The organism is Pseudonocardia sp., from assembly GCF_035305885.1.
GTDB lineage: Bacteria > Actinomycetota > Actinomycetes > Mycobacteriales > Pseudonocardiaceae > Pseudonocardia.
The window spans coordinates 12433-33850 of record NZ_DATGOP010000135.1; the positions used below are offsets into that span (position 1 = coordinate 12433).

Here is a 21418-nt window from a genome sequence, read left to right on the forward strand (position 1 = left end):
ACGCATGTTCCTGAACGGGACCGCCATGTCCGGCGGGGCCGACCACCACCTCGTGGGCGACGCCCCGCTGGTGGCCCGCACGAGGACGGCCCCGCGCTACCGGTTCCACGCCGTCGACGGGCGCTACCCGGCCCTCGAGGACGTCGGCGAGGGCGGCGCGGCCGTCGAGGGCGAGGTCTACGACCTGTCCTACGAGCAGCTGCGCGAGGTGCTGCTGCCCGGCGAGCCGGACGGGCTGGAGCTGGGCGTGGTCGAGCTCGCCGACGGCAGCGGGTCGCTCGCGATGGTCCTGCGCCGCGAGTACCCGAAGCTCCCGCCGCTGGAGGACATCTCCGAGCTGGCCAGCTGGCGGGCCTACCAGGAGCGGCGGCGGTGATCGTCTTCCGGGCGCGGCGGGCCGTCGTCGAGGGCGTCGAGCGGCCGGCCGCCGTGCTGGTGTCGGGGGAGCGGATCGAGGCCGTCCTGCCGGTCGACGCCCCCGCCGACGCGCGCGAGGTCGTCCTCGCCGACGACGAGGTGCTGCTGCCCGGGCTGGTCGACACGCACGTGCACGTCAACGAGCCGGGCCGCACCGAGTGGGAGGGGTTCGCCACCGCCACCCGGGCCGCGGCCGCGGGCGGCGTCACGACGATCGTCGACATGCCGCTCAACTCGCTGCCGCCCACGGTCGACGTGGCCGCGCTGCAGACCAAGCGGGCGGCCGCCGAGGGGCAGTGCGCCGTGGACGTCGGGTTCTGGGGCGGCGCGGTCCCGGGTAACGCGGGCGAGCTCGCGAAGCTGCACGCCGAGGGCGTCTTCGGCGTCAAGTGCTTCCTGCTCGACAGCGGGGTCCCGGAGTTCCCGCCGCTCGACGAGGGCGGCCTGCGGGCCGCGCTCGCGGCGGTGGCCGAGCACGACGGGCTGCTGATCGCCCACGCCGAGCACGCGGACGCGATCCGGCCCGTGTCGGGGCGCCGCTACGCCGACTTCGTCGCCTCCCGCCCGCCCGAGGCGGAGCGCACCGCGATCGCCACGCTCCTGCGCCTCGCCCGCGAGACCGGGGCCCGGGTGCACGTGGTGCACCTGTCGGCGGCCGCCGCGCTGCCGCAGCTCGCCGCCGCCCGCGCCGAGGGCGTCCCGGTGAGCGTCGAGACGTGCCCGCACTACCTCGCGCTCACCGCCGAGGAGGTGCCCGACGGCGACACCCGCTTCAAGTGCTGCCCGCCCGTGCGCGAGGCGGCCAACCGCGACGCGCTGTGGCAGGGGCTCGCCGACGGGGTGATCGACATGATCGTCTCCGACCACTCGCCGTCCCCGCCGGAGCTCAAGCGGCTCGAGGTCGGCGACTTCGGCGAGGCGTGGGGCGGGATCGCGTCGCTGCAGGTCGGGCTGCCGGTCGTGTGGACGGAGGCCCGCCGGCGCGGGCACGGCCTGGCCCAGGTCGTCGGGTGGATGGCCCAGGCGCCCGCGGCCCGCGTCGGCCTGCGGCGCAAGGGGCGGATCGCCCCGGGCGCCGACGCCGACCTGGTCGTCTTCGCCCCGGACGAGCCCTACACCGTGGGCGAGCTGCACCACCGGCACGCGGTCACCCCGTACGCGGGGCGCCCGCTCACCGGCGTGGTGCGCCGGACCTGGCTGCGCGGCGCCCCGGCCGACGGGACGCCGCGGGGGCGGCTGCTGCGACGGGGGGAGGACTGATGGCGGACTTCCGCGAGCTGCCGGACCTGGCGCTGCGGTCGCTGGGCGGCGCGGTCGTGTACGCCAACGACGAGGCGTTCGCCGCGAAGGAGAACCTGATCACGCCCGGCCGTCCGGTGTTCGACCCGGCTGCGTTCGGCTCGCAGGGCAAGGTCTACGACGGCTGGGAGACCCGCAGGCGGCGCGAACCGGGCCACGACGAGGCGGTCGTGCGGCTCGGGGCGCCCGGGGTGGTGCACGGCGTCGTCGTCGACACGGCCTGGTTCACGGGCAACTACCCGCCCGAGGTCGCCGTCGACGGCGCCCGCGCCGACGGCCCGGTCGTCGATCCCACCTCGCTTCCGTGGGAGGAGCTGGTGCCCCGCTCGCCGGTGGCCGGCGACAGCGAGAACGCCTTCGCCGTCGACCACCCGCGCCCGGTCACCCACGTCCGGCTGCGGATCTTCCCCGACGGCGGCGTCGCTCGGCTGCGGGTGCACGGCGAGGCCCTGCCCGACCCGGAGCTGCTGGACGCGCTCGGCACCGTCGACCTCGCCGCGCTGGAGCACGGCGGCCGCGTCGTCGCCTGCTCGAACGCCTTCTACGGCTCCCCGAACAACCTGCTGCTGCCCGGGCCCGCCCGCTCGATGGGCGAGGGCTGGGAGAACGCCCGGCGCCGCGACGACGGCAACGACTGGGTCGAGGTCGCCCTCGTCGCGGAGGCCCGGCTGGTGCTGGCCGAGCTCGACACGAGCTGGTTCCTGCACAACGCACCCGGCTGGGCGGCGCTGCACGGCCGCACCGCCGACGGCGCCGAGGTCGAGCTGCTGCCGCGCACCGCGCTGCAGCCCGACACCCGCCACCGCTTCCGCGTGCCGGACACCCCGGTCGCGCAGGTCCGGATGGACGTCTACCCCGACGGCGGCATGGCCCGCCTGCGGCTGCACGGCCGCCTCACCGAGGCCGGCCGCGCGGACCTGGCCACCCGCTGGTCCCGACCCTGATTGCAGGATGGCCACCATCACGTCACCCGATCGCAGGAAGGTGGCCGTGCTGCAACCAACCCCCACCCGGAGGTCACGTCGGTGAAATACACCGTCAACTGCTCGATCCTCTTCACCGAGCTGCCCCTGCTCGAGCGCCCGGCCGCGGCGAAGGCCGCCGGGTTCGACGCGGTCGAGTTCTGGTGGCCGTTCCCGACCGCCGCGCCCTCCGACGCGGAGGTCGACGAGTTCGTGCGCGCGATCGAGGACGCGGGCGTGCAGCTCACCGGCCTCAACCTGGCCGCGGGGGACATGCCGGGAGGGGACCGCGGGCTCGCGTCGTGGCCGGGGCGGGAGACCGAGTTCCGCGACAGCATCGACATCGCCGCCGCCATCGGCAAGCGGCTGGGCACCCGCGTGTTCAACGCCCTCTACGGCAACCGCATCGAGGGCGTCGACCCGCGCGACCAGGACGACCTCGCCGTGCAGAACCTCTCCCGCGCCGCGGCGCTGCTCGACGGCACCGTGGTCATCGAGCCGCTCTCCGGCGCCGACCGCTACCCGCTGCGCACCGCGGCCGACGCGCTCGCCGTGGCCGACCGGCTGGGCGTGCCGAACGTGGCGCTGCTGGCCGACCTGTACCACCTCACCGTCAACGGCGACGACGTCGCCGCCGTGATCCGCGACCACGGGTCGCGGATCGGGCACGTCCAGATCGCCGACGCCCCCGGTCGCCACGAGCCCGGCACCGGCGAGATCCCGTTCGACGAGCACTTCGCCGCGCTCACCGCGGCCGGCTACACCGGCTGGATCGGGCTGGAGTACGTACCGTCCACCGACAGCGACCACGCCTTCGACTGGCTCCGGAAGGAAGAGCAGCAGTGACCACGATCGCGTTCATCGGCCTGGGCATCATGGGCGCCCCCATGGCAGGCCACCTGATCGACGCCGGCCACGACGTGGTCGGCTACAACCGCTCCCGCGCGAAGGTGGACCGCCTCGTCGAGCGCGGCGGGCGCGCCGCGGCCAGCGTGGCCGACGCCGTGCGCGACGCCGAGGTCGTGATCACGATGGTCCCGGACAGCCCGGACGTCGAGTCCGTCGCGCTGGGCGACGACGGGATCTACGCGACCGCCAAGCCCGGCACCCTGCACATCGACTGCTCCACGATCCGCCCCGACGTCGCCCGCTCGCTCGCCGCGGCGGGGGCCGAGCGCGGCATCCGCGTCGTCGACGCGCCGGTCAGCGGCGGCGAGGCCGGTGCGAAGGAGGGCACGCTGTCGATCATGGTCGGCGGCGCCGCCGAGGACGTGGAGGCGGCCCGGCCGTATCTCGACATCGTCGGCGGCACCGTCGTGCACGTCGGCCCCGCCGGGGCGGGCCAGACGGTCAAGGCCGCCAACCAGCTCATCGTCGCGGGCAACATCGAGCTGCTCGCCGAGGCGCTGGTGTTCCTGGAGGCCCACGGCGTCGACACCGAGGCCGCCACCACCGTGCTCGGCGGCGGGCTCGCCGGCAGCACCGTGCTGCAGCGCAAGGCCGCGGGCATGCGGGCCCGCGAGTTCGCCCCCGGCTTCCGCATCGACCTGCACCACAAGGACCTCGGCATCGTCACCGCCGCCGCCCGCGAGGCCGGCGTCACCATCCCGCTCGGCGCGCACGTCGCCCAGCTGGTGGGCGCGCTGCGCGCCATGGGGCACGGCGACCTCGACCACAGCGCGCTGCTGCTGCTGGTCGAGAAGCTCTCGGGGAGGAGTACGCCATGACCCGGATGCGCGCCGTCGACGCCGCCGTCGCGATCCTGCGCCGCGAGGGCGTCTCGCACCTGTTCGGGGTGCCCGGCGCGGCGATCAACCCGTTCTACGACGCGGTCCGCCGCGACGGCTCCCTCCAGCACGTGCTCGCCCGGCACGTGGAGGGCGCGGCGCACATGGCCGACGGCTACAGCCGCGCGGCGGCCGGCAACATCGGGGTCTGCGTCGGCACCTCCGGCCCGGCGGGCACCGACATGGTCACCGGCCTGTACGCCGCCGCGGCCGACTCGGTGCCGCTGCTCGCGATCACCGGGCAGGCCCCGGTCGCGCGGCTGCACAAGGAGGACTTCCAGGCCGTCGACATCGCCGCGATCGCCGCCCCCGTCACCAAGTGGGCGGTGACCGTGCGCGAGCCGGGGCAGGTGCCCGGGGCGTTCGCCCAGGCGTTCCACCTGATGCGCTCCGGGCGCCCCGGCCCCGTGCTGATCGACCTGCCGCTGGATGTCCAGCTGGCCGAGATCTCGTTCGACGTCGACACCTACGCGCCGCTTCCGGTGCACCGGCCCGCCGCCACCCGCGCCCAGGCCGAGCGGGTCCTCGACCTGCTCGACGCGGCGCAGCGGCCGATCATCGTCGCGGGCGGCGGGATCATCGGCGCCGACGCCTGCGCCGAGCTCGTCGAGCTGGCCGAGCTGCTGGACGTGCCGGTCGTGCCGACGCTGATGGGCTGGGGTGCGATCCCCGACGACCACCCGCTCATGGCGGGCATGGCGGGGCTGCAGACCGCGCACCGCTACGGCAACGCCACCCTGCTCGCCTCGGACTTCGTGCTCGGCGTCGGCAACCGGTGGGCCAACCGGCACACCGGCGGCCTGGACGTCTACCGCGCCGGCCGCACGTTCGTGCACGTCGACATCGAGCCGACGCAGGTCGGGCGGGTGTTCGCCCCTGACTACGGGGTGGTCTCCGACGCCGGGGTGTTCCTGCGGGAGATGCTCGCCGCCGCGCGCGGCCGCACCCACCCGGACCGCAGCGCGTGGGTGCGCGAGTGCGCGGGCCGCAAGGGAACGATGCAGCGCCGCACCCACTTCGACGACATCCCGATCAAGCCGCAGCGGGTGTACGAGGAGTGCAACCGGGCGTTCGGGCCCGAGACCCGCTACGTCACCACGATCGGGCTGTCGCAGATCGCGGCCGCCCAGTTCCTGCACGTCCAGCGGCCCCGGCACTGGATCAACGCGGGCCAGGCGGGCCCGCTCGGCTGGACCGCCCCGGCCGCGCTCGGCGTGCGCGCCGCCGACCCGGACGCGTTCGTGGTGGCCGTCTCGGGCGACTACGACTTCCAGTTCATGATCGAGGAGCTCGCGGTCGGGGCCCAGTTCAACCTGCCCTACCTGCACCTCGTGCTCAACAACTCCTACCTCGGGCTGATCCGGCAGGCCCAGCGCGCCTTCGACATGGACTACTGCGTGCAGCTCGGCTTCGACAACGTCAACGCCCCCGGCCTGAACAAGTACGGCGTCGACCACGTCGCGGTCGCCGAGGGGCTGGGCTGCAAGGCGCTGCGGGTGACCGACCCCCGCGAGCTCGCCGGCGCGTTCGCCCGGGCGCGGCAGCTGATGGACGTGCACCGGGTGCCGGTGGTGGTCGAGGTGATCTGCGAGCGGGTCACCAACATCGCCATGGGCACCGAGATCGACGCGGTGCAGGAGTTCGAGGAGCTCGCCACCACCCGGGCCCACGCCCCGACCGCCACGGTGCCGCTCCAGACCTGAGGCGCCCGCGCCACCATCCGACGGACGGCGCGTCGGTCGGATGGGTTCCGACGAACGCGCCGCTCGTCGGGAAAGGGAGAGGCTCAGCCGGGCTCGGAGACCGGGCGGAACCAGCGCCCGGCCGCGAGCCGCTTGTCGCTCGCCCGCATGCCCCGCAGGTGGGGCGCGAGGATCGGCAGGTCGGCGAGCACGGCCGGGGTGAGCTGCGCGCCGGTGGCGGGCCGGGCGACGAAGTGGCCCTGCACGAGGTCGCAGCCCTGGCGGCGCAGCTCGTGCAGCTGCCCGGCCCGCTCCACGCCCTCCGCGACGGTGCGCAGGCCGAGGTGGCGGGCGAGGTCGAGCAGCCCGCGCAGGAACCAGCGCTGCTGCTCGTCGTGGTCGATCTGCGCCACGAAGAACCGGTCGATCTTCACCGTGTCCACCGGGGTGCGGGCGAGGCGGGCGAGCGTGGAGTAGCCGGTGCCGAAGTCGTCGAGGGCGATCCGCACGCCGAGCTCGCGCAGCCGGTGCATCACGTCGACCGCGTTGGCGGGCCGGTTGTTCACGGCCGTCTCGGTCATCTCCAGCGCGAGCTGGCCGGGGGAGATGCCGTAGCGGCGCAGCACGCTCGCCACGCGGTCGGGCAGGCCGCTGTCGCCGAACTCGGTCGGGTCGACGTTGACGGCGATGCGCAGCCGCCGGTGGGGGAGCCCCGCGTTCCACAGCCCGAGCTGGGCGCAGCCCTGCTCGAGCATGAGCGCGGTGAGCTGGCCGGACAGGCCGGCCTGCGCGCAGGCGGGGATGAACGTCGACGGGGGGACCGGCTCGCCCTCGTAGGTCCAGCGGGCGAGCACCTCCATGGCGGCGATCCGCCCGGACACCGGGTCGACCACCGGCTGGTAGATCGCCTGCACGTCGCCGCGGCGCAGCGCGTCGGCGAACGCCTCCGGCAGCGGCTTGCGGGGCCGCCGCCCCGCGTGCCGTCCGTTGCGGTCGGCGCCGTCGAGCACGGCGCCGTGCGCGGCGACGTCCCCCTTGCCGGACGCCTTCACCGTGTACATGGCGACGTCGGCGCGGTGGACGAGCGTGGCCGCGCGGGTTGCCGCGTCGGCGCCGGAGTCCTCGCCCGCCTCGACGGTGGCCACGCCGATGCTCGCCATCACCGTCACGGACCGGCCGTGCACGTGGAACGGCTCGCGCAGCGTGTCCAGCAGCCTGCGCGCGGCGGCCGTCGCGTCGTCGCCCTGCTCGACCAGCACCGCGAACTCGTCGCCGCCGAGGCGGGCGAGGGTGTCGGCGCTGCGCAGGGCGCCGCGCAGGCGGCCGGCCACCCCGACCAGCAGCGCGTCGCCCGCGGCGTGCCCGAGCGTGTCGTTGACGGCCTTGAACCCGTCCAGGTCGATGAAGGCCACCGAGACCGGCTGGCGGGTGCGCTCGGCCCGGTCGAGGGCGTGCTCGAGCCGGTCGAGGAACAGCGCGCGGTTGGCCAGGCCGGTGAGCGGGTCGTGGAAGGCGAGGTGGTGCAGCTCCACCTCGCGCTGCTGGATGGCGCGGGTGAGCTCCTGGTTCTCCCGCACCGTGAGGTACTGGCGCGCGAGCACGAGCAGCACCAGCGCGGCGATGCCCGACACCTCCACCGCATCCAGGCCCGCGCCGCTCACCGCCTCGACCGCGAGCAGCACGGCGGCGGCCGCGAGCGGCACGTAGGGCAGCGCGCTCGCCCGGGCCGACTCGGCGGCGGCGGGCGCGGGGTCGGCCTGCGCCGCGCGGTCGCCGCGCACCAGCGTCGCGGCGATCCCGATCAGGCAGAACCCGATCCGCCACCCCCAGTCGACGAGCGAGCCGGCGGCGTAGGTGCCCATCGCGACCTGGTAGGCGAACCCCGCGTCGGCGGCGGCCACCCCGAGCACGGCGACGCCGAGCAGGGCGAAGCGGGGGAGCACGTCGCGGGTCTGGGTGAGCGTGAGGACGGTGACCGTGAGCAGCACGGCGTCGGCCACGGGGTAGGCCACCGACACGGTGGCGGTGAGCAGCGACCCGTCGGAGGTGCCGATGACCGACTCGAGCACCGTCACCCACGCCAGCAGCCCGAAGGCGGAGCCGACCAGCAGCGCGTCCAGCACGCGGCGCGGCGCGGCCAGGCCGGAGTCCTGCGGGGAGAGGAAGGCCAGCCCGGCGAGCGCGGCGACCGGGAATCCCAGGTAGCCGAGGTCGGCGACGGACGGGAACGGCGTGGTGGAGCCGAGCAGGTCCTCATTGACCGTCCACACCACCTGGCCGGCGGCCCACGACCAGCAGGCGGCGGTGAGCGCGGCCCAGCCACGACGGGCGCGCCCGCAGCTGCGGCGGGCCGCGGTGAGGCCGCCCATCCCGCCTCCGACGGCGAGCAGCAGCAGGCCGAGGTTGCCCACCAGCTGCCCGGCGGTGCCGTCGAGCACCGCGTCGAGCACGCCGAGCAGCACGAGCAGCGCCGCGGCCGCAACCGCGGCGGCGGTCGCCCCGTGCGGCCGCCCCGCGCCCGGCGGTGCGCTCATCGACTCCCCTGTCTCGCGTCGGTACCGGTGACCTGTGGAGACGCCCAGTCAATCCGGCCCGCTGACGGGCTCGTCACCGGGGTCCCCCGATTCACCCGATCCCGTGACGCGCGGTGAGCGGTCGGTCACGTCCGCTGCGCGAGCAGTAACCCGATCGACTCGCTCGACAGCACCCGCTCGATGCCGAGCACGGCCGCGCCCGCGAGTCCGGCGAACTCGCCGAGCACGCTGTTGGTGAGCACCAGGTTGCGCGTGGCGAGCGGCAGGGCGCGCTGGTAGGCGACGCTGCGCACGCCGGCCAGCAGCTCGTCGCTCGCCGCGGAGAGGCCGCCGCCGATCGTCACGCGGGCCGGGTTGTAGAAGTGCACGAGCGTGGCGACGAGCTCGCCGATCAGCGCGGCCGCGTCGCGGACGGCGGCCACCGCGGCCGCGTCGCCGCGCTCGAGCAGCGCCCGGACCTCCGCGGTCGTGATCGGCCGGCCCGGTGCCCCGAGCCGCCGCGCGATCGCCCCCGCCGACGCCACCGCCTCGATGCAGCCGACGTTGCCGCAGACGCACGGCTCGTCCGGGGCGCCGCGCACGCGGACGTGCCCGATGTCGCCCGCCGCCCCGTCCGCGCCGTGGTGCAGCGTGCCCTCCCGGCTGACCAGCCCGCCGCCGATGCCGGTGCCGACCTTCACGAACAGCAGCGGGACCTGGTCCGCGGGCAGCGCCCGCGCCTCGCCGAGCGCGCGGAGGTTCACGTCGTTCTCCAGGACCGCAGGGCAGCCGAAGGTCTCCGACAGCCGGGCGGCCACCGGGTAGGCGTGCCACCCGGGCATGATCGGCGGCCGGACCGGGACGCCCTGGGTGGTGTCCACCGGCCCGGGCAGGCCGATCACGACCGCGCGCACGGGGACCTGCTCGGGCACGTTCGCGCGCAGCTGGGTGAGCTGCGTCTCGACCGTTCGGAGTACCGCGTCCGGTCCGTCGTTCATGTCGACGGGCACCTCGGTGCGGGCGAGCATCCGCTGGCTCAGGTCGACCACCGCGAGGTGCGCGCTGGTCGCGCCGACGTCGGCGAGCAGCACGTGGCCGCCGCGCGGGGAGAGCGCGAGCCGGTCGGCGGGCCGTCCGCGCCCCGCGGTGGGGCGGGTGCCGTCGACGTGGAGCAGGCCGCGGGCGAGCAGCTCGTCCACGGCGGTGCTGACGGTGGTGCGCGCGAGGCCGGCCGCGAGCGCGAGGTCGGCCTTGCTCTGGGCGGCGCCGGAGGCCACCAGCCGGGCGACCGTGCTGAGCGTGACCGCGGTGTCGGTCCGGCCGACGAGCGGGGGCGTGGCCAGCCGCAGCGGCGGCAGTGGCGAGGGGGCGAGCGAGGGGTGCATCACGGTCCGATATCGACGGAAATATGACGAAAAGAGACATTATTCCGTCGTTGTACGGCACTGGTCAATGCTCCTAGGTTCCCCCGCGGGGGAGCCGCCACGACGAGGTGCGACAACATGACTGCAGAGCCGCTGCTCGCGATGCGCGGCATCGTGAAGCAGTTCCCGGGGGTGCGCGCGCTCGACGGCGTCGACCTGGACGTCGCCGCGGGCGAGGTGCACTGCCTGCTGGGCCAGAACGGGGCGGGCAAGTCCACCCTGATCAAGGTGCTGGCCGGGGCGCACACGCCGGACGCCGGCGAGATCGTCTGGGAGGGCAGGCCGGTCTCGTTCGCCTCCCCGCAGGCCGCGCACGCCGCCGGCATCGCCACGATCTACCAGGAGCTGGACCTGGTGCCCGGCCTGTCGGTCGCGGAGAACATCGTGCTCGGCCACGAGCCGTCGCGGCTGGGCTTCAGCCGGCCGCGCGCCGCCGAGGAGCTCGCCCGGCGCCTGCTCACCCGGCTCGGGCACCCCGAGATCCCGCCCCGCCGCGAGCTGGGCCGGCTCTCGGCCGCGGGCCAGCAGGTGGTCAGCATGGCGCGCGCGCTCGCCCGCGACGCCCGGCTGATCGTGATGGACGAGCCGTCCGCGGTCCTGGACCCCGAGGAGGTCCAGAACCTGTTCCGCGTCATCCGCGAGCTCACCGCCGACGGCGTCGCGGTCGTCTACATCTCGCACCGGCTCGAGGAGATCCGCGAGATCGGCGACCGCGTGACCGTGCTCAAGGACGGCCGCACGGTCGCGCGCAACCTGCCCGCGCGCGAGACCCCGACCGCCGAGGTGATCCGGCTGATGACCGGCCGCTCCATCGAGTACGTCTTCCCGGAGCGCAACCAACCCTCCGACGAGGTCGTGCTGGAGGTCGAGGGGCTCACCCGGCCCGGCGAGTTCGCGGACGTGTCGTTCACCGTGCGCGCGGGGGAGATCGTCGGGCTCGCCGGCCTGGTCGGTTCGGGGCGCTCGGAGATCCTCGAGACCGTCTACGGGGCGCGCAAGCCGACCGCGGGCACGGTGCGGGTGCGCGGCCGGGAGATCCGCCCCGGGTCGGTGCCCGCCGCGGTCCGGGCCGGGATGGGCCTCGCGCCCGAGGAGCGCAAGAGCCAGGGCCTGCTGCTCGCCGAGCCGGTGTTCCGCAACGTCACCCTGCCGGGGATGGACCGCTACGCCCGCGGCGGGTTCCTCGGCCCGCAGGCCGACCTGGACCCGGCGGCGCGGGTCACCACCCAGCTCGACGTGCGGCCCCCGGACGCCACCCGCCCGGTCCGCACGCTCTCGGGCGGCAACCAGCAGAAGGTCGTGCTCGCGCGCTGGCTGCTGCAGGGCTGCACGGTGCTGCTGCTGGACGAGCCGACCCGCGGCGTCGACGTGGGGGCGCGCAGCGAGATCTACGGCCTCGTGCACCGGCTCGCCGCGGAGGGGGCGGCGATCCTGCTGGTGTCCAGCGAGGTGCCCGAGGTGCTCGGGCTCGCCCACCGGGTGCTCGTGGTCCGCGAGGGCCGGGTCGTGCACACCGCACCCGCGGACGAGCTCGACGAGGCCAGGGTGCTCGACCTGGTGATGGAAGGGAGCAGGACGTGAGCGAGCCGACCACCGCCCCGGCCGCCGACGAGCACGCCCGCGTCGAGGAGGCCGCCGCCCGTGCGGCGGAGCCGCAGCCGTCGGCGCTGGGCAGGCTGTTGGAAGGCGGCGCGGGGCGCAACCTGGGCCTCGTCGCGGTGCTGGTGCTGCTGGGGATCGTCGGTGTCGTCACCGCCGACACGTTCCTGACCACCGCGAACCTGCTGACCGTGCTCACCCAGGCGTCGATCATCGGCGTGCTGACGGTCGGGGTGACGTTCGTGATCATCGGCGGTGGTATCGACCTGTCGGTCGGGAAGGTGATGGCGCTCGCCTCGGTGTGGGCCACCACCGTCGCGACCCAGTCCTACGGGCCGGCCGTGATGGTGTTCTGCGCGGTCGCGGTGGGCGTCGGGTGCGGGCTCGTCAACGGCCTGCTCATCGCCTACGGCCGGATCGTGCCGTTCATCGTCACGCTGGCCATGCTGATCTCCGCCCAGGGCCTGGCCGAGCGGATCTCCGGGCGGCGCAGCCAGATCGTCACCGATCCGGTGATCGCAGGCATCGCCAACACCCGCCTGCTGGGCATCCCGCTGCTGGTCTACATCTTCGCCGCGGTGGTGGCCGTCGGCTGGGTGGTGCTCAACCGCACCACGTTCGGCCGCCGCACGTTCGCCATCGGTGGCAACCCGGAGGCCGCGCGGCTCGCCGGCATCGACGTGAAGCGGCACACGATCTTCCTCTACATGGTGTCCGGCCTCTGCTGCGGCATCGCGGCGATCATGATCGCCTCGCTGACCACCACCGGGTCGAGCACCCACGGCACGCTCTACGAGCTCGACGCCATCGCCGCGGTGATCATCGGCGGCACCCTGCTGTCCGGCGGCCGCGGCACGCTGATCGGCTCGATCCTCGGCGTGCTCGTGTTCACGACGATCACCAACCTGTTCGTGCTCAACAACCTCGCCACCGAGGTCCAGAACATCGCGAAGGGCGCGATCATCGTCGCCGCCGTGCTGATCCAGGCCCGTGCGCAGCGCTCGGCGGCGACCGGCTGATCCATCGAAGGGGAGATGACCATGTCCGAACCCACGCGGGGCCTGCAGCGGCGCAGGTTCCTCACGGGCGCGCTCGGCGTCGGGGCCGGTGCGGCGCTGACGGCGTGCACGAGCAACGAGCCCGCGGGCGGCAGCGACGCGCCCGCGGTCGCGCCCGCGCCCGCCGGCGCCAACAGCGAGCCCGGCCGCCCGGTCACCATCGGGTTCTCCGCCCCGGCCGCCGACCACGGTTGGATCGCGGCGATCGCCAACAACGCGCAGGCGCAGGCCGAGCAGTACCCGGACGTCACGCTCGAGGCCGTCAACCCGACCAACGACATCGCCCAGCAGATCGCGGCCGTCGAGACGCTCATCAACCGCGGCGTCGACGCGCTCGTGATCCTGCCCAACGACGGCAGCCAGCTCACCCGCGTCGGCCAGCAGGCGATGGAGGCCGGCATCCCGGTGATCAACCTGGACCGGATCTTCGACTCGCCGCTCGCCTATCGCACCTGGATCGGCGGCGACAACTACGGCATGGGCGTGAGCGCGGGCCACTACATCGGCAGGCGGCTGCGCGAGGCCGGCGTGAGCAACCCGATCATCGGCGAGGTTGCGGGCATCGACAACCTGCCGCTCACCCAGCAGCGCAGCCAGGGCTTCGCCGACGCGCTCGCCACCTACGGGTTCAGCGTCGGCCCGCGCCAGGCCGCCGACTTCACCGCGCAGGGCGGGCAGCGGGTCATGGCCAACCTGCTGCAGGCGGCACCGCGGCTGGACGCGGTGTGGAACCACGACGACGACCAGGGGATCGGCGTGCTCGCCGCGATCAACCAGGCGGGCCGCGACGAGTTCTTCATGGTCGGCGGGGCGGGGTCGGCCAACGCGATGCGGGAGATCCAGGCCGACACCGGCGTGCTGAAGGCGACGGTGACCTACAGCCCGTCGATGGCGGCCTCGGCCATCTCGCTGGCCCGGCTCGTCGCCCAGGGGCGAGGCATGAGCGACCTCGCCGAGCAGGAAGTGCCGGCGTCGATCACCCTGGCGTCGGCAACCATCACCAAGGAGAACGTGGCGGACTACATGCACCTCGGATTCGAATCATGACCGACGGCACGACGCTCGGGATCGGGATGGTGGGCTACGCCTTCATGGGCGCCGCCCACTCCCAGGCGTGGCGCACGGCGGGGCGGTTCTTCGACCTCCCGCTGCAGCCGGACATGGCCGTGCTGTGCGGCCGCACCGCCGACGCCACGGCGGCGGCCGCGCAGCGGATGGGCTGGCGGCACACCGAAACCGACTGGAAGGCCCTGCTCGGGCGCGACGACGTGCAGCTGATCGACATCTGCACGCCCGGTGACACGCACGCCGAGATCGCCATCGCCGCGCTCGAGGCGGGCAAGCACGTGCTGTGCGAGAAGCCGCTCGCCAACACCGTCGACGAGGCCAAGGCGATGGTCGCCGCGGCGGAGAAGGCCCGCGCGAACGGCGTGCGCAGCATGGTGGCCTTCAACTACCGCCGGGTGCCCGCCGTCGCACTCGCGCGGCGGCTGGTCGAGCAGGGGCGGATCGGCGAGATCCGCCACGTCCGCGCCGTGTACCTGCAGGACTGGATCGTCGACCCGGAGTTCCCGCTGGTCTGGCGCCTGCAGAAGGACAAGGCCGGCTCGGGCGCGCTGGGCGACATCGGCGCGCACATCGTCGACATGGCCCAGTACGTCACCGGCGACCGGCTCACCGGTGTCTCGGCGCTCACCGAGACGTTCATCAAGGAGCGGCCGCTGCCCGCCGCCTCCAGCGGGCTGTCGGCGTCCGGCTCGACCGAGCGGGGCGAGGTCACCGTCGACGACACCGCGGTCTTCATCGGCCGGTTCGCGGGCGGCGCCGTGGCCTCGTTCGAGGCCACCCGGTTCGCCACCGGCCGCAAGAACGCGCTGCGCATCGAGGTCAACGGCAGCAAGGGCTCGCTCGCGTTCGACTTCGAGTCGATGAACGAGCTGTCGTTCTACGACGGCACCGAGGACCCGGAGACCGCGGGCTTCCGCCGGATCTACGTCACCGAGCCGACGCACCCGTACGCGGGTGCCTGGTGGCCGCCCGGCCACGGCCTCGGCTACGAGCACTCGTTCACCCACGAGATCGTCGACCTTGTCCGCGACATCGCCGCGGGCACCGATCCCACCCCGTCGTTCGCCGACGGGCTGCAGGTCCAGCAGGTGCTGGACGCCGTGGCCCGCTCCGCGGAGGGCGGCAGCCGCTGGGAACCGATCGCAGGAGAGGACTGATGGCGCGACCGATCACGCTGTTCACCGGACAGTGGGCCGACCTGCCGTTCGAGGAGGTCGCCCGGCTGGCGTCGGAGTGGGGCTACGACGGCCTGGAGATCGCCTGCTGGGGTGACCACTTCGACGTACGGGCCGCGGTCGAGGACGACTCCTACCTCGCCGGCCGCAAGGAGATCCTCGACAAGTACGGCCTCAAGGTCTACGCGATCTCCAACCACCTCAACGGCCAGGCCGTCTGCGACGACCCGATCGACGAGCGGCACCGCGCCATCGTGCACCCGCGCGTCTGGGGCGACGGCGACCCCGAGGGCGTGCGGCAGCGGGCCGCCGAGGAGATGAAGTACACCGCCCGCGCCGCGGCGAAGCTCGGCGTGAAGACCGTCGTCGGCTTCACCGGCTCGAAGATCTGGAAGACCGTCGCGATGTTCCCGCCGGTGCCCGAGTCGATGATCGAGGACGGCTACCGCGACTTCGCCGACCGCTGGAACCCGATCCTCGACGTCTTCGACGAGGTCGGCGTCCGGTTCGCCCACGAGGTCCACCCGTCGGAGATCGCCTACGACTACTGGACCACCGTGCGCGCCCTCGAGGCCGTCGGGCACCGCGAGGCCTTCGGCCTCAACTGGGACCCCAGCCACTTCGTGTGGCAGGACCTCGACCCGGTCGGCTTCCTCTGGGACTTCAAGGACCGGATCTACCACGTCGACTGCAAGGACGCGAAGCGCCAGGTCGGCAACGGCCGCAACGGCCGCATGGGCTCGCACCTGCCGTGGGCCGACCCGCGGCGCGGCTGGGACTTCGTCTCCACCGGCCACGGTGACGTCCCGTGGGAGGCCTGCTTCCGGATGCTCAACACGATCGGCTACGACGGCCCGATCTCGATCGAGTGGGAGGACGCCGGCATGGACCGCCTCGTCGGCGCCCCCGATGCGCTGGCGTTCGTGAAGCGCACCGCCTTCGACCCGCCGGCCGCCGCCTTCGACGCGGCGTTCAGCAGCAGCTCGTAGGCTCGGCCCGACCCCGGTCGGCACGGCCCCTTCCCGCAGCCTCTCTGTGGGAGGGGGCCGTTCTGCGTCGGTTCGGGTTCCGGGGAACTCGACCACGGTGCCCGGCTCGCCTCGAGCGGGTGGTTGCGTCGGGTCCACCAACGAGAAGCGTGGTTGCGGTGGCCGCGGTACCCGAGCAGCGGTACCGGGCCTGGGGCACGCCAGTTGGCGATGAGCCCGGTGTGGTTGGGGTGCTATTCGTCTGCGCGTGTCAATGCGCCCCGCCGTTACGGGAGGCCCGGCGCAGCTGCGCGTGCAATGGCGGCGAGGGTTGCACGGAACCCGCGAGACCGGTGCCGGACCTCACCCCAGCACCAGCCCGACCCCCCACCACGCCACCCCGGCGACCAGCAACCCCGCCACCACGCTGCCGACCAGGTTCGCCACCGCGACCCGCGTCGCCCGTCCTTCGACCAGGGCGAGGGTCTCGTACCCGAACGTGCTGTACGTCGTCAGCGCCCCGCAGAACCCGACCCCCAGCCCCGCGCGCACCGCCTCCGGCACGGCCCCCGGCGGCAGGGCCGCGACGGCGCCGGTCAGCGCGCCGAGCACGGCCGAGCCGGCCACGTTGACGGCGAACGTCCCCCACGGGAACCGGCCCCGGTACCGGGCCTTGACGGCCTGGTCGACCAGGTAGCGCAGCGGCGCCCCCACCGCGGCGCCGACGGCCACCCACAACACGGACGCGACGGTCACGGCCCGCCCCCCGCGCGCCACCGGGGCCGCCCGGCCACCAGGCGGGTTCCCACGACCCCGACCCCGCACGCCAGCACGGCCAGCACCGGGGTCACCACCGCGTAGCCGAGCGCGGCGAGCGGCCCGGACGCGTGCAGCAGGGTCAGGGTCTCGACCGTGGCGGTGGAGAAGGTGGTGTAGCCGCCGAGCACCCCCACCCCGAGGAACGGGCGCAGCAGCCGGTGCGGCGTCACGAGCTCGGTGACCACCACCATCAGGACGCCGATCAACAGGCAGCCCGACACGTTGGCCACCAGCGTGGCCCACGGCCAGTCCGCGGGCCCGTGCGGCAGCGCGACCGCGAGCCCGTAGCGGGCCTCGGCGCCCAGCACGCCCCCGGCCGCGATCGCGGCGAGCAGGCCGGCCGTCCCGTGCGCGCGCTCGGGCACCCCGCCACCTCCTGCCGTTCGTCCGCGATCTCCGGCGCGGAGGCTACCGCCGGCCCTCACCGGGCGAGCGCGGCGATCGCCTCCAGCCGCCGCTCCAGCTCGACGATGCGGCGCTCGTCGGCCACCAGCATCGCCAGCACGTCGCCGAACGCCTCGACGACGTGGATCTCGGCCGCCGCGAGCGGGTCGCGCCTGCCCAGCACGAACAGCGCGCCGAGCGGGGCGCCGTCGCGGTGCACCGCGACCGCGACCCCGTGCCCGGTGGAGCGCGCCTCCGGGAAACCCGTCTCCGCCGCGTCGAACGGGCACGCGCGCCGCGCGCCGAGCGCCTCGGTGACCGGCGGGGGCGGCGGCGCCGCGGCGAGGCGCTCGGCGAGCCAACGCGGGATACCGAAGCCGGCCGTGAATCGCGGCTCGCCGGACGCGAGCAGGTAGAGCCCCGCGCTCTCGGTCTCCAGCGCGTGGGCGAGCGGGCGCAGGGCGCTGCGCACGGTGGCCGCGATCGCGGGGGCGTCCGCGTCGGTGCACGAGCCGGGGTCGGGCGGGTCGCTCGCCGCGGGCTCCCATGTGCCCGCGCCCGTGCGTTCGGCGAACCTGCGCAGCTCGGCCGGGTCGTAGCGGCGGTGCCCGCCGGGGGTGCGCTGCACGGCCAGCAGCCCGGCTTCCTCGGCCGCCAGCAGCGTCGTGCGGCTGAGCCCCAGCACGCGGCTGGCCTCGCTCACGGTGAGTCGCCGTCCGACCGCCACACCGCCCTCCGATCAAACCGTGCCCATGTTTTCGGGCGGGATCTGTCCGAGCCATCTCGAGACGATTTGAACCGTCACCCACACGAGTGGTACTCCTCACATGGCGGGCGGTCAACGGCGGCGCCCGCCATCCGAATGGGCGCAGTTCTGGACGGTTCCGCCGGGTTCGCGCGCCAGGAGGTGACCGTGGTCGACCCGCGCGAGGCCACCGTTCCCGACCTCACCGGGCAGGTCGCCCTCGTCACCGGTGCCGCCCGCGGCCAGGGCCGCTCCCACTGCCTCGCGCTCGCGGCGTGCGGGGCCGACATCGCCGCCCTCGACGTCTGCCGCGACCTCGACGTCCCCCGCTACCCGCTCGCCACCCGCGCCGAGCTCGACGAGGTCGTGGCCGCGGTCGAGGGTGTCGGCCGCCGGGCGCTGCCGCTGGTCGCCGACGTGCGCGACGGGGGCGAGGTGGCCGCGGCGGTCGCCGCGGTCGGGGACGCGTTCGGCCGCCTCGACATCCTGGTCAACAACGCCGCGGTGGTGACGAGCGCGCCGTTCTGGGAGCTGTCCGAGGCGCAGTGGACGGCCGTGGTCGACACGAACCTCTCCGGCGTGTGGCGCACCACGGCGGCAGCCGTCGATCTCCTGCGCCGATCCCCGCGCGGCCGGATCGTCAACATCGCCTCCACCGGCGGGGTGCGCGCGGTGCCGGAGTTCGCGCACTACGTGGCCGCGAAGCACGGCGTCGTGGGGCTCACCCGGGCGATGGCGATCGAGCTGGCGGGCGCGAACGTCACGGTCAACGCCATCGCGCCGGGCGCGGTCGACTCGCCGATGCTCGCCGGCCTCGCCGACGAGCTCGGCCTCACCCCCGCCGACGTGCACAAGCGCTGGCTGCACGACCAGCTGCTCGCGGAGGTGATCGGCCCCGACGAGGTCACCGGGGCGCTGGTGTGGCTGCTCTCCGACGCGGCACGGCACGTCACGGGCCACTGCCTCGCGGTGGACGGAGGTGCGTTGGCCCGCTGAAGCGGTTCGTCACGACGAGCTCGAGGAGGAGCGGATGGGCAGGTTCGACGGCAAGGTCGTGCTGATCACCGGTGGCGCCCGCGGGCAGGGCCGCTCGCACGCGGTGCGGTTCGCCCAGGAGGGCGCGGACGTGGCGTTCTGCGACATCGCCTCGCAGCTGGGCACGGTGCCCTACCCGATGTCGACGCCCGAGGACCTCGCCGAGACGGTGAAGCTGGTCGAGGACCTCGACCGCCGCTGCATCGGGGTCACCGCCGACGTGCGCGACCGCGCGCAGGTCGACGCGTTCGTCGAGCAGGCGCGCACGGAGCTGGGGCGGATCGACTTCCTGCTCGCCAACGCCGGCATCTTCACCTTCTCCACGGTGGCGGAGATGGACGACGCCACCTGGCGGGAGATGATCGACACCAACCTCACCGGTGTCTTCCACGCGATGCGGGCCGTGCTGCCCACGATGATCGAGCAGCGCTACGGCCGGATCGTCGCCACCTCGTCGATGGCCGGGAAGATGGGCTACGCCAACGTCGCCCACTACTGCGCGGCGAAGTGGGGCGTGATCGGCCTGGTCAAGTCCGTGGCCCAGGAGGTCGCCCCGCACGGGATCACCGTCAACGCCGTCTGCCCCACCGGCGTGGACACCACGATGATCCAGAACGAGGCCGCCTACCGGCTGTTCCTGCCCGACGCGGACAAGCCCACGCGCGAGGACGCCGCGCCCGCCTTCCAGAGCCTCAACGCCATCCCGGTGCCGTGGGTGGAGCCGGTCGACATCTCCAACGCGATGGCGTTCCTGTGCTCCGACGAGGCCCGCTACATCACCGGGGAGACCATCGCGGTCGCCGCCGGGCAGAACGCCGCCAACGCCGGATAGGAGGAGAGGTCGTGGCAGGACGCCTGGAGGGCAAGGTCGCGCTCGTGTCGGGGGCGGCGCGGGGGCAGGGCCGCTCGCACGCGGTGCGGCTGGCGCAGGAGGGCGCGGACGTCATCGCGTTCGACGCGTGCCGGCAGCTGGACACGGTGCCCTACGGGCTCGCCACCGCCGAGGACCTCGCCGAGACCGTCAAGGCGGTCGAGGACCTCGACCGGCGCATCGTCGCCCGCACCGCCGACGTGCGCGACACGGCGGCGGTGCGGGCGGTGGTCGAGGAGGGCGTGCGCGAGTTCGGGCGCCTGGACGTCGTGTGCGCCAACGCCGGCATCGTCTCCTTCGCCGACAACGCCTGGTCGCTCACCGACGAGCAGTGGGACGAGATGATCGCGGTGAACCTCACCGGCGTGTGGAAGACCGTGAAGGCCGCGGTCCCGGCGATGATCGAGGCGGGCGGCGGCGGCTGCATCGTGCTCACCAGCTCGACGGCCGGTGTGAAGGGCATGGCGGGCATCGGCCACTACGTGTCGGCCAAGCACGGCGTGGTCGGCCTGATGCGCACGCTCTCCGTCGAGCTCGCCCCGCACAACATCCGCGTCAACACCGTGCACCCGACGGGCGTCAACACGCCGATGGTGATCAACGACTACACCGCGCAGTTCACGGCGACCGAGAGCGGGCAGAGCAACATGCAGAACCTGCTGCCGGTCGAGTTGGTGGAGCCGGTGGACATCTCCAACGCCATCGTGTGGCTCGCCTCCGACGAGGCCCGCTACGTCACCGGGGTCTCGCTGCTGGTCGACGCGGGGTTCCTGCAGAGGTGAGGAAAGGAGGAGACGACGTGGCAGGACGACTGGAGGGCAAGGTCGCCCTCGTGTCGGGGGCGGCGCGGGGGCAGGGCCGCTCGCACGCGGTGCGGCTGGCGCAGGAGGGCGCGGACGTCATCGCGTTCGACGTGTGCCGCGACCTCGACACCGTGCCCTACGCGCTGGCCACCCCCGCCGACCTCGAGCAGACGGTCAAGGCGGTCGAGGACCTCGACCGCCGGATCATCGCCCGCACCGCCGACGTCCGCGACCTCGCCGCGGTGCAGCGGGTCGTGGACGAGGGCGTGCGGGAGTTCGGCCGGCTCGACGTCGTGTGCGCCAACGCCGGCATCGCCGGGATGGCCGAGAACACCTGGTCGATGACCGAGGAGCAGTGGGAGGAGATGATCGCGGTCAACCTCACGGGCGTGTGGAAGACCGTGAAGGCCGCGGTCCCGGCGATGATCGAGGCGGGCAACGGCGGGTGCATCGTGATCACGAGCTCGACCGCCGGGATCAAGGGGATGCCGCGCACCGCGCACTACGTCGCCGCGAAGCACGGCGTCGTCGGGCTCATGCGCACGCTTGCCAACGAGCTGGCCCCGCACATGATCCGGGTCAACACGGTGCACCCCACCGGCGTGGACACGCCCATGATCAGGAACGACTACATGGCCGCCCAGCTCGCCGACCCGGCGACCGGGGTGAACCTGCAGAACGCACTCCCGGTGGAGATGGTCCAGCCGGTGGACATCTCCAACGCCATCGTGTGGCTCGCCTCCGACGAGGCCCGCTACGTCACCGGGGTGTCGCTCCCGGTCGACGCCGGGTTCCTGCAGAGGTGACGG

General features: G+C 74.1%; 20 protein-coding genes. 15 read left to right on the forward strand and 5 right to left on the reverse strand.

Features of this window, described 5'->3' with window-relative positions:
* Nucleotides 1-4 precede the first annotated feature (4 nt).
* The 6 genes from VKZ81_RS31020 to gcl all read left to right on the forward strand — a co-directional run bounded on the left by VKZ81_RS31020 (nucleotide 5) and on the right by gcl (nucleotide 6168).
* Nucleotides 5-376: an allophanate hydrolase-related protein gene (locus VKZ81_RS31020; RefSeq protein WP_324245298.1), complete on the forward strand. Its 372-nt coding sequence runs from the start codon at nucleotides 5-7 to the stop codon at nucleotides 374-376.
* Complete coding sequence (gene allB / locus VKZ81_RS31025) at nucleotides 373-1677, forward strand: allantoinase AllB (protein ID WP_324245299.1); 1305 nt, start codon at nucleotides 373-375, stop codon at nucleotides 1675-1677. The genes VKZ81_RS31020 and allB overlap by 4 nt, the downstream gene beginning before the upstream one ends.
* Nucleotides 1677-2660, forward strand: a complete 984-nt coding sequence (alc, locus tag VKZ81_RS31030; protein ID WP_324245300.1) for an allantoicase — start codon at nucleotides 1677-1679, stop codon at nucleotides 2658-2660. The genes allB and alc overlap by 1 nt, the downstream gene beginning before the upstream one ends.
* 81 nt (nucleotides 2661-2741) lie before the next feature.
* Entirely contained in the window at nucleotides 2742-3524 is a 783-nt protein-coding gene (locus VKZ81_RS31035; protein ID WP_324245301.1) for a hydroxypyruvate isomerase family protein, read from the forward strand.
* Entirely contained in the window at nucleotides 3521-4405 is an 885-nt protein-coding gene (locus VKZ81_RS31040) for a 2-hydroxy-3-oxopropionate reductase (protein WP_324245302.1), read from the forward strand. The genes VKZ81_RS31035 and VKZ81_RS31040 overlap by 4 nt, the downstream gene beginning before the upstream one ends.
* The gene (gene gcl, locus VKZ81_RS31045) at nucleotides 4402-6168 is read left to right on the forward strand and encodes a glyoxylate carboligase (RefSeq protein WP_324245303.1); all 1767 of its coding nucleotides are present in this window, start codon (nucleotides 4402-4404) and stop codon (nucleotides 6166-6168) included. Before VKZ81_RS31040 ends, gcl begins: the two co-directional genes overlap by 4 nt.
* Before the next feature lie 83 nt (nucleotides 6169-6251).
* On the opposite strand, the gene VKZ81_RS31050 is transcribed toward gcl, so the two are convergent.
* Entirely contained in the window at nucleotides 6252-8681 is a 2430-nt protein-coding gene (locus tag VKZ81_RS31050) for a putative bifunctional diguanylate cyclase/phosphodiesterase (protein WP_324245304.1), read from the reverse strand.
* Between the two features lie 125 nt (nucleotides 8682-8806).
* Complete coding sequence (locus VKZ81_RS31055; protein ID WP_324245305.1) at nucleotides 8807-10045, reverse strand: ROK family protein; 1239 nt, start codon at nucleotides 10043-10045, stop codon at nucleotides 8807-8809.
* A gap of 117 nt (nucleotides 10046-10162) precedes the next feature.
* Here VKZ81_RS31055 and VKZ81_RS31060 point away from each other — a divergent pair, with 117 nt between their 5' ends.
* The 5 genes from VKZ81_RS31060 to VKZ81_RS31080 all read left to right on the forward strand — a co-directional run bounded on the left by VKZ81_RS31060 (nucleotide 10163) and on the right by VKZ81_RS31080 (nucleotide 15973).
* Nucleotides 10163-11665, forward strand: coding sequence for a sugar ABC transporter ATP-binding protein (locus VKZ81_RS31060; protein WP_324245306.1), 1503 nt, complete (start codon nucleotides 10163-10165; stop codon nucleotides 11663-11665).
* An 86-nt stretch (nucleotides 11666-11751) separates the two neighbouring features.
* Nucleotides 11752-12702 carry an ABC transporter permease gene (locus tag VKZ81_RS31065; protein WP_324245333.1) on the forward strand — a complete coding sequence of 317 codons (951 nt, stop codon included), beginning with the start codon at nucleotides 11752-11754 and terminating at the stop codon, nucleotides 12700-12702.
* A gap of 21 nt (nucleotides 12703-12723) precedes the next feature.
* Nucleotides 12724-13788 carry a substrate-binding domain-containing protein gene (locus VKZ81_RS31070; RefSeq protein ID WP_324245307.1) on the forward strand — a complete coding sequence of 355 codons (1065 nt, stop codon included), beginning with the start codon at nucleotides 12724-12726 and terminating at the stop codon, nucleotides 13786-13788.
* Nucleotides 13785-14966 (forward strand): Gfo/Idh/MocA family protein, encoded by a 1182-nt coding sequence (locus VKZ81_RS31075; protein ID WP_324245308.1) that lies wholly within the window; start codon nucleotides 13785-13787, stop codon nucleotides 14964-14966. Before VKZ81_RS31070 ends, VKZ81_RS31075 begins: the two co-directional genes overlap by 4 nt.
* Entirely contained in the window at nucleotides 14966-15973 is a 1008-nt protein-coding gene (locus VKZ81_RS31080) for a sugar phosphate isomerase/epimerase family protein (RefSeq protein ID WP_324245309.1), read from the forward strand. The genes VKZ81_RS31075 and VKZ81_RS31080 overlap by 1 nt, the downstream gene beginning before the upstream one ends.
* 342 nt (nucleotides 15974-16315) lie before the next feature.
* On the opposite strand, the gene crcB is transcribed toward VKZ81_RS31080, so the two are convergent.
* Genes crcB through VKZ81_RS31095 form a run of 3 tightly spaced genes read right to left on the reverse strand, consistent with a single transcriptional unit; the run spans nucleotide 16316 to nucleotide 17858 of the window.
* Nucleotides 16316-16708 carry a fluoride efflux transporter CrcB gene (gene crcB / locus VKZ81_RS31085; protein WP_324245310.1) on the reverse strand — a complete coding sequence of 131 codons (393 nt, stop codon included), beginning with the start codon at nucleotides 16706-16708 and terminating at the stop codon, nucleotides 16316-16318.
* Nucleotides 16705-17136 carry a fluoride efflux transporter FluC gene (locus tag VKZ81_RS31090; RefSeq protein ID WP_324245311.1) on the reverse strand — a complete coding sequence of 144 codons (432 nt, stop codon included), beginning with the start codon at nucleotides 17134-17136 and terminating at the stop codon, nucleotides 16705-16707. Before VKZ81_RS31090 ends, crcB begins: the two co-directional genes overlap by 4 nt.
* Before the next feature lie 56 nt (nucleotides 17137-17192).
* Nucleotides 17193-17858, reverse strand: coding sequence for a MerR family DNA-binding transcriptional regulator (locus VKZ81_RS31095; RefSeq protein WP_324245312.1), 666 nt, complete (start codon nucleotides 17856-17858; stop codon nucleotides 17193-17195).
* A 210-nt stretch (nucleotides 17859-18068) separates the two neighbouring features.
* Between VKZ81_RS31095 and VKZ81_RS31100 the strand changes: the two genes are divergently transcribed.
* From VKZ81_RS31100 to VKZ81_RS31115, 4 genes are read left to right on the forward strand one after another with little or no spacing between them, the layout of a single operon-like run.
* Complete coding sequence (locus VKZ81_RS31100; protein WP_324245313.1) at nucleotides 18069-18896, forward strand: SDR family oxidoreductase; 828 nt, start codon at nucleotides 18069-18071, stop codon at nucleotides 18894-18896.
* Between the two features lie 34 nt (nucleotides 18897-18930).
* Nucleotides 18931-19767 (forward strand): mycofactocin-coupled SDR family oxidoreductase, encoded by an 837-nt coding sequence (locus VKZ81_RS31105; RefSeq protein WP_324245314.1) that lies wholly within the window; start codon nucleotides 18931-18933, stop codon nucleotides 19765-19767.
* An 11-nt stretch (nucleotides 19768-19778) separates the two neighbouring features.
* A complete protein-coding gene (locus tag VKZ81_RS31110; protein WP_324245315.1) occupies nucleotides 19779-20588 on the forward strand; it encodes a mycofactocin-coupled SDR family oxidoreductase in 810 nt (269 codons plus the stop codon).
* A 17-nt stretch (nucleotides 20589-20605) separates the two neighbouring features.
* On the forward strand, nucleotides 20606-21415 hold the full coding sequence (locus tag VKZ81_RS31115) for a mycofactocin-coupled SDR family oxidoreductase (RefSeq protein ID WP_324245316.1): 810 nt from the start codon (nucleotides 20606-20608) through the stop codon (nucleotides 21413-21415).
* The last annotated feature ends 3 nt before the right edge of the window (nucleotides 21416-21418 follow it).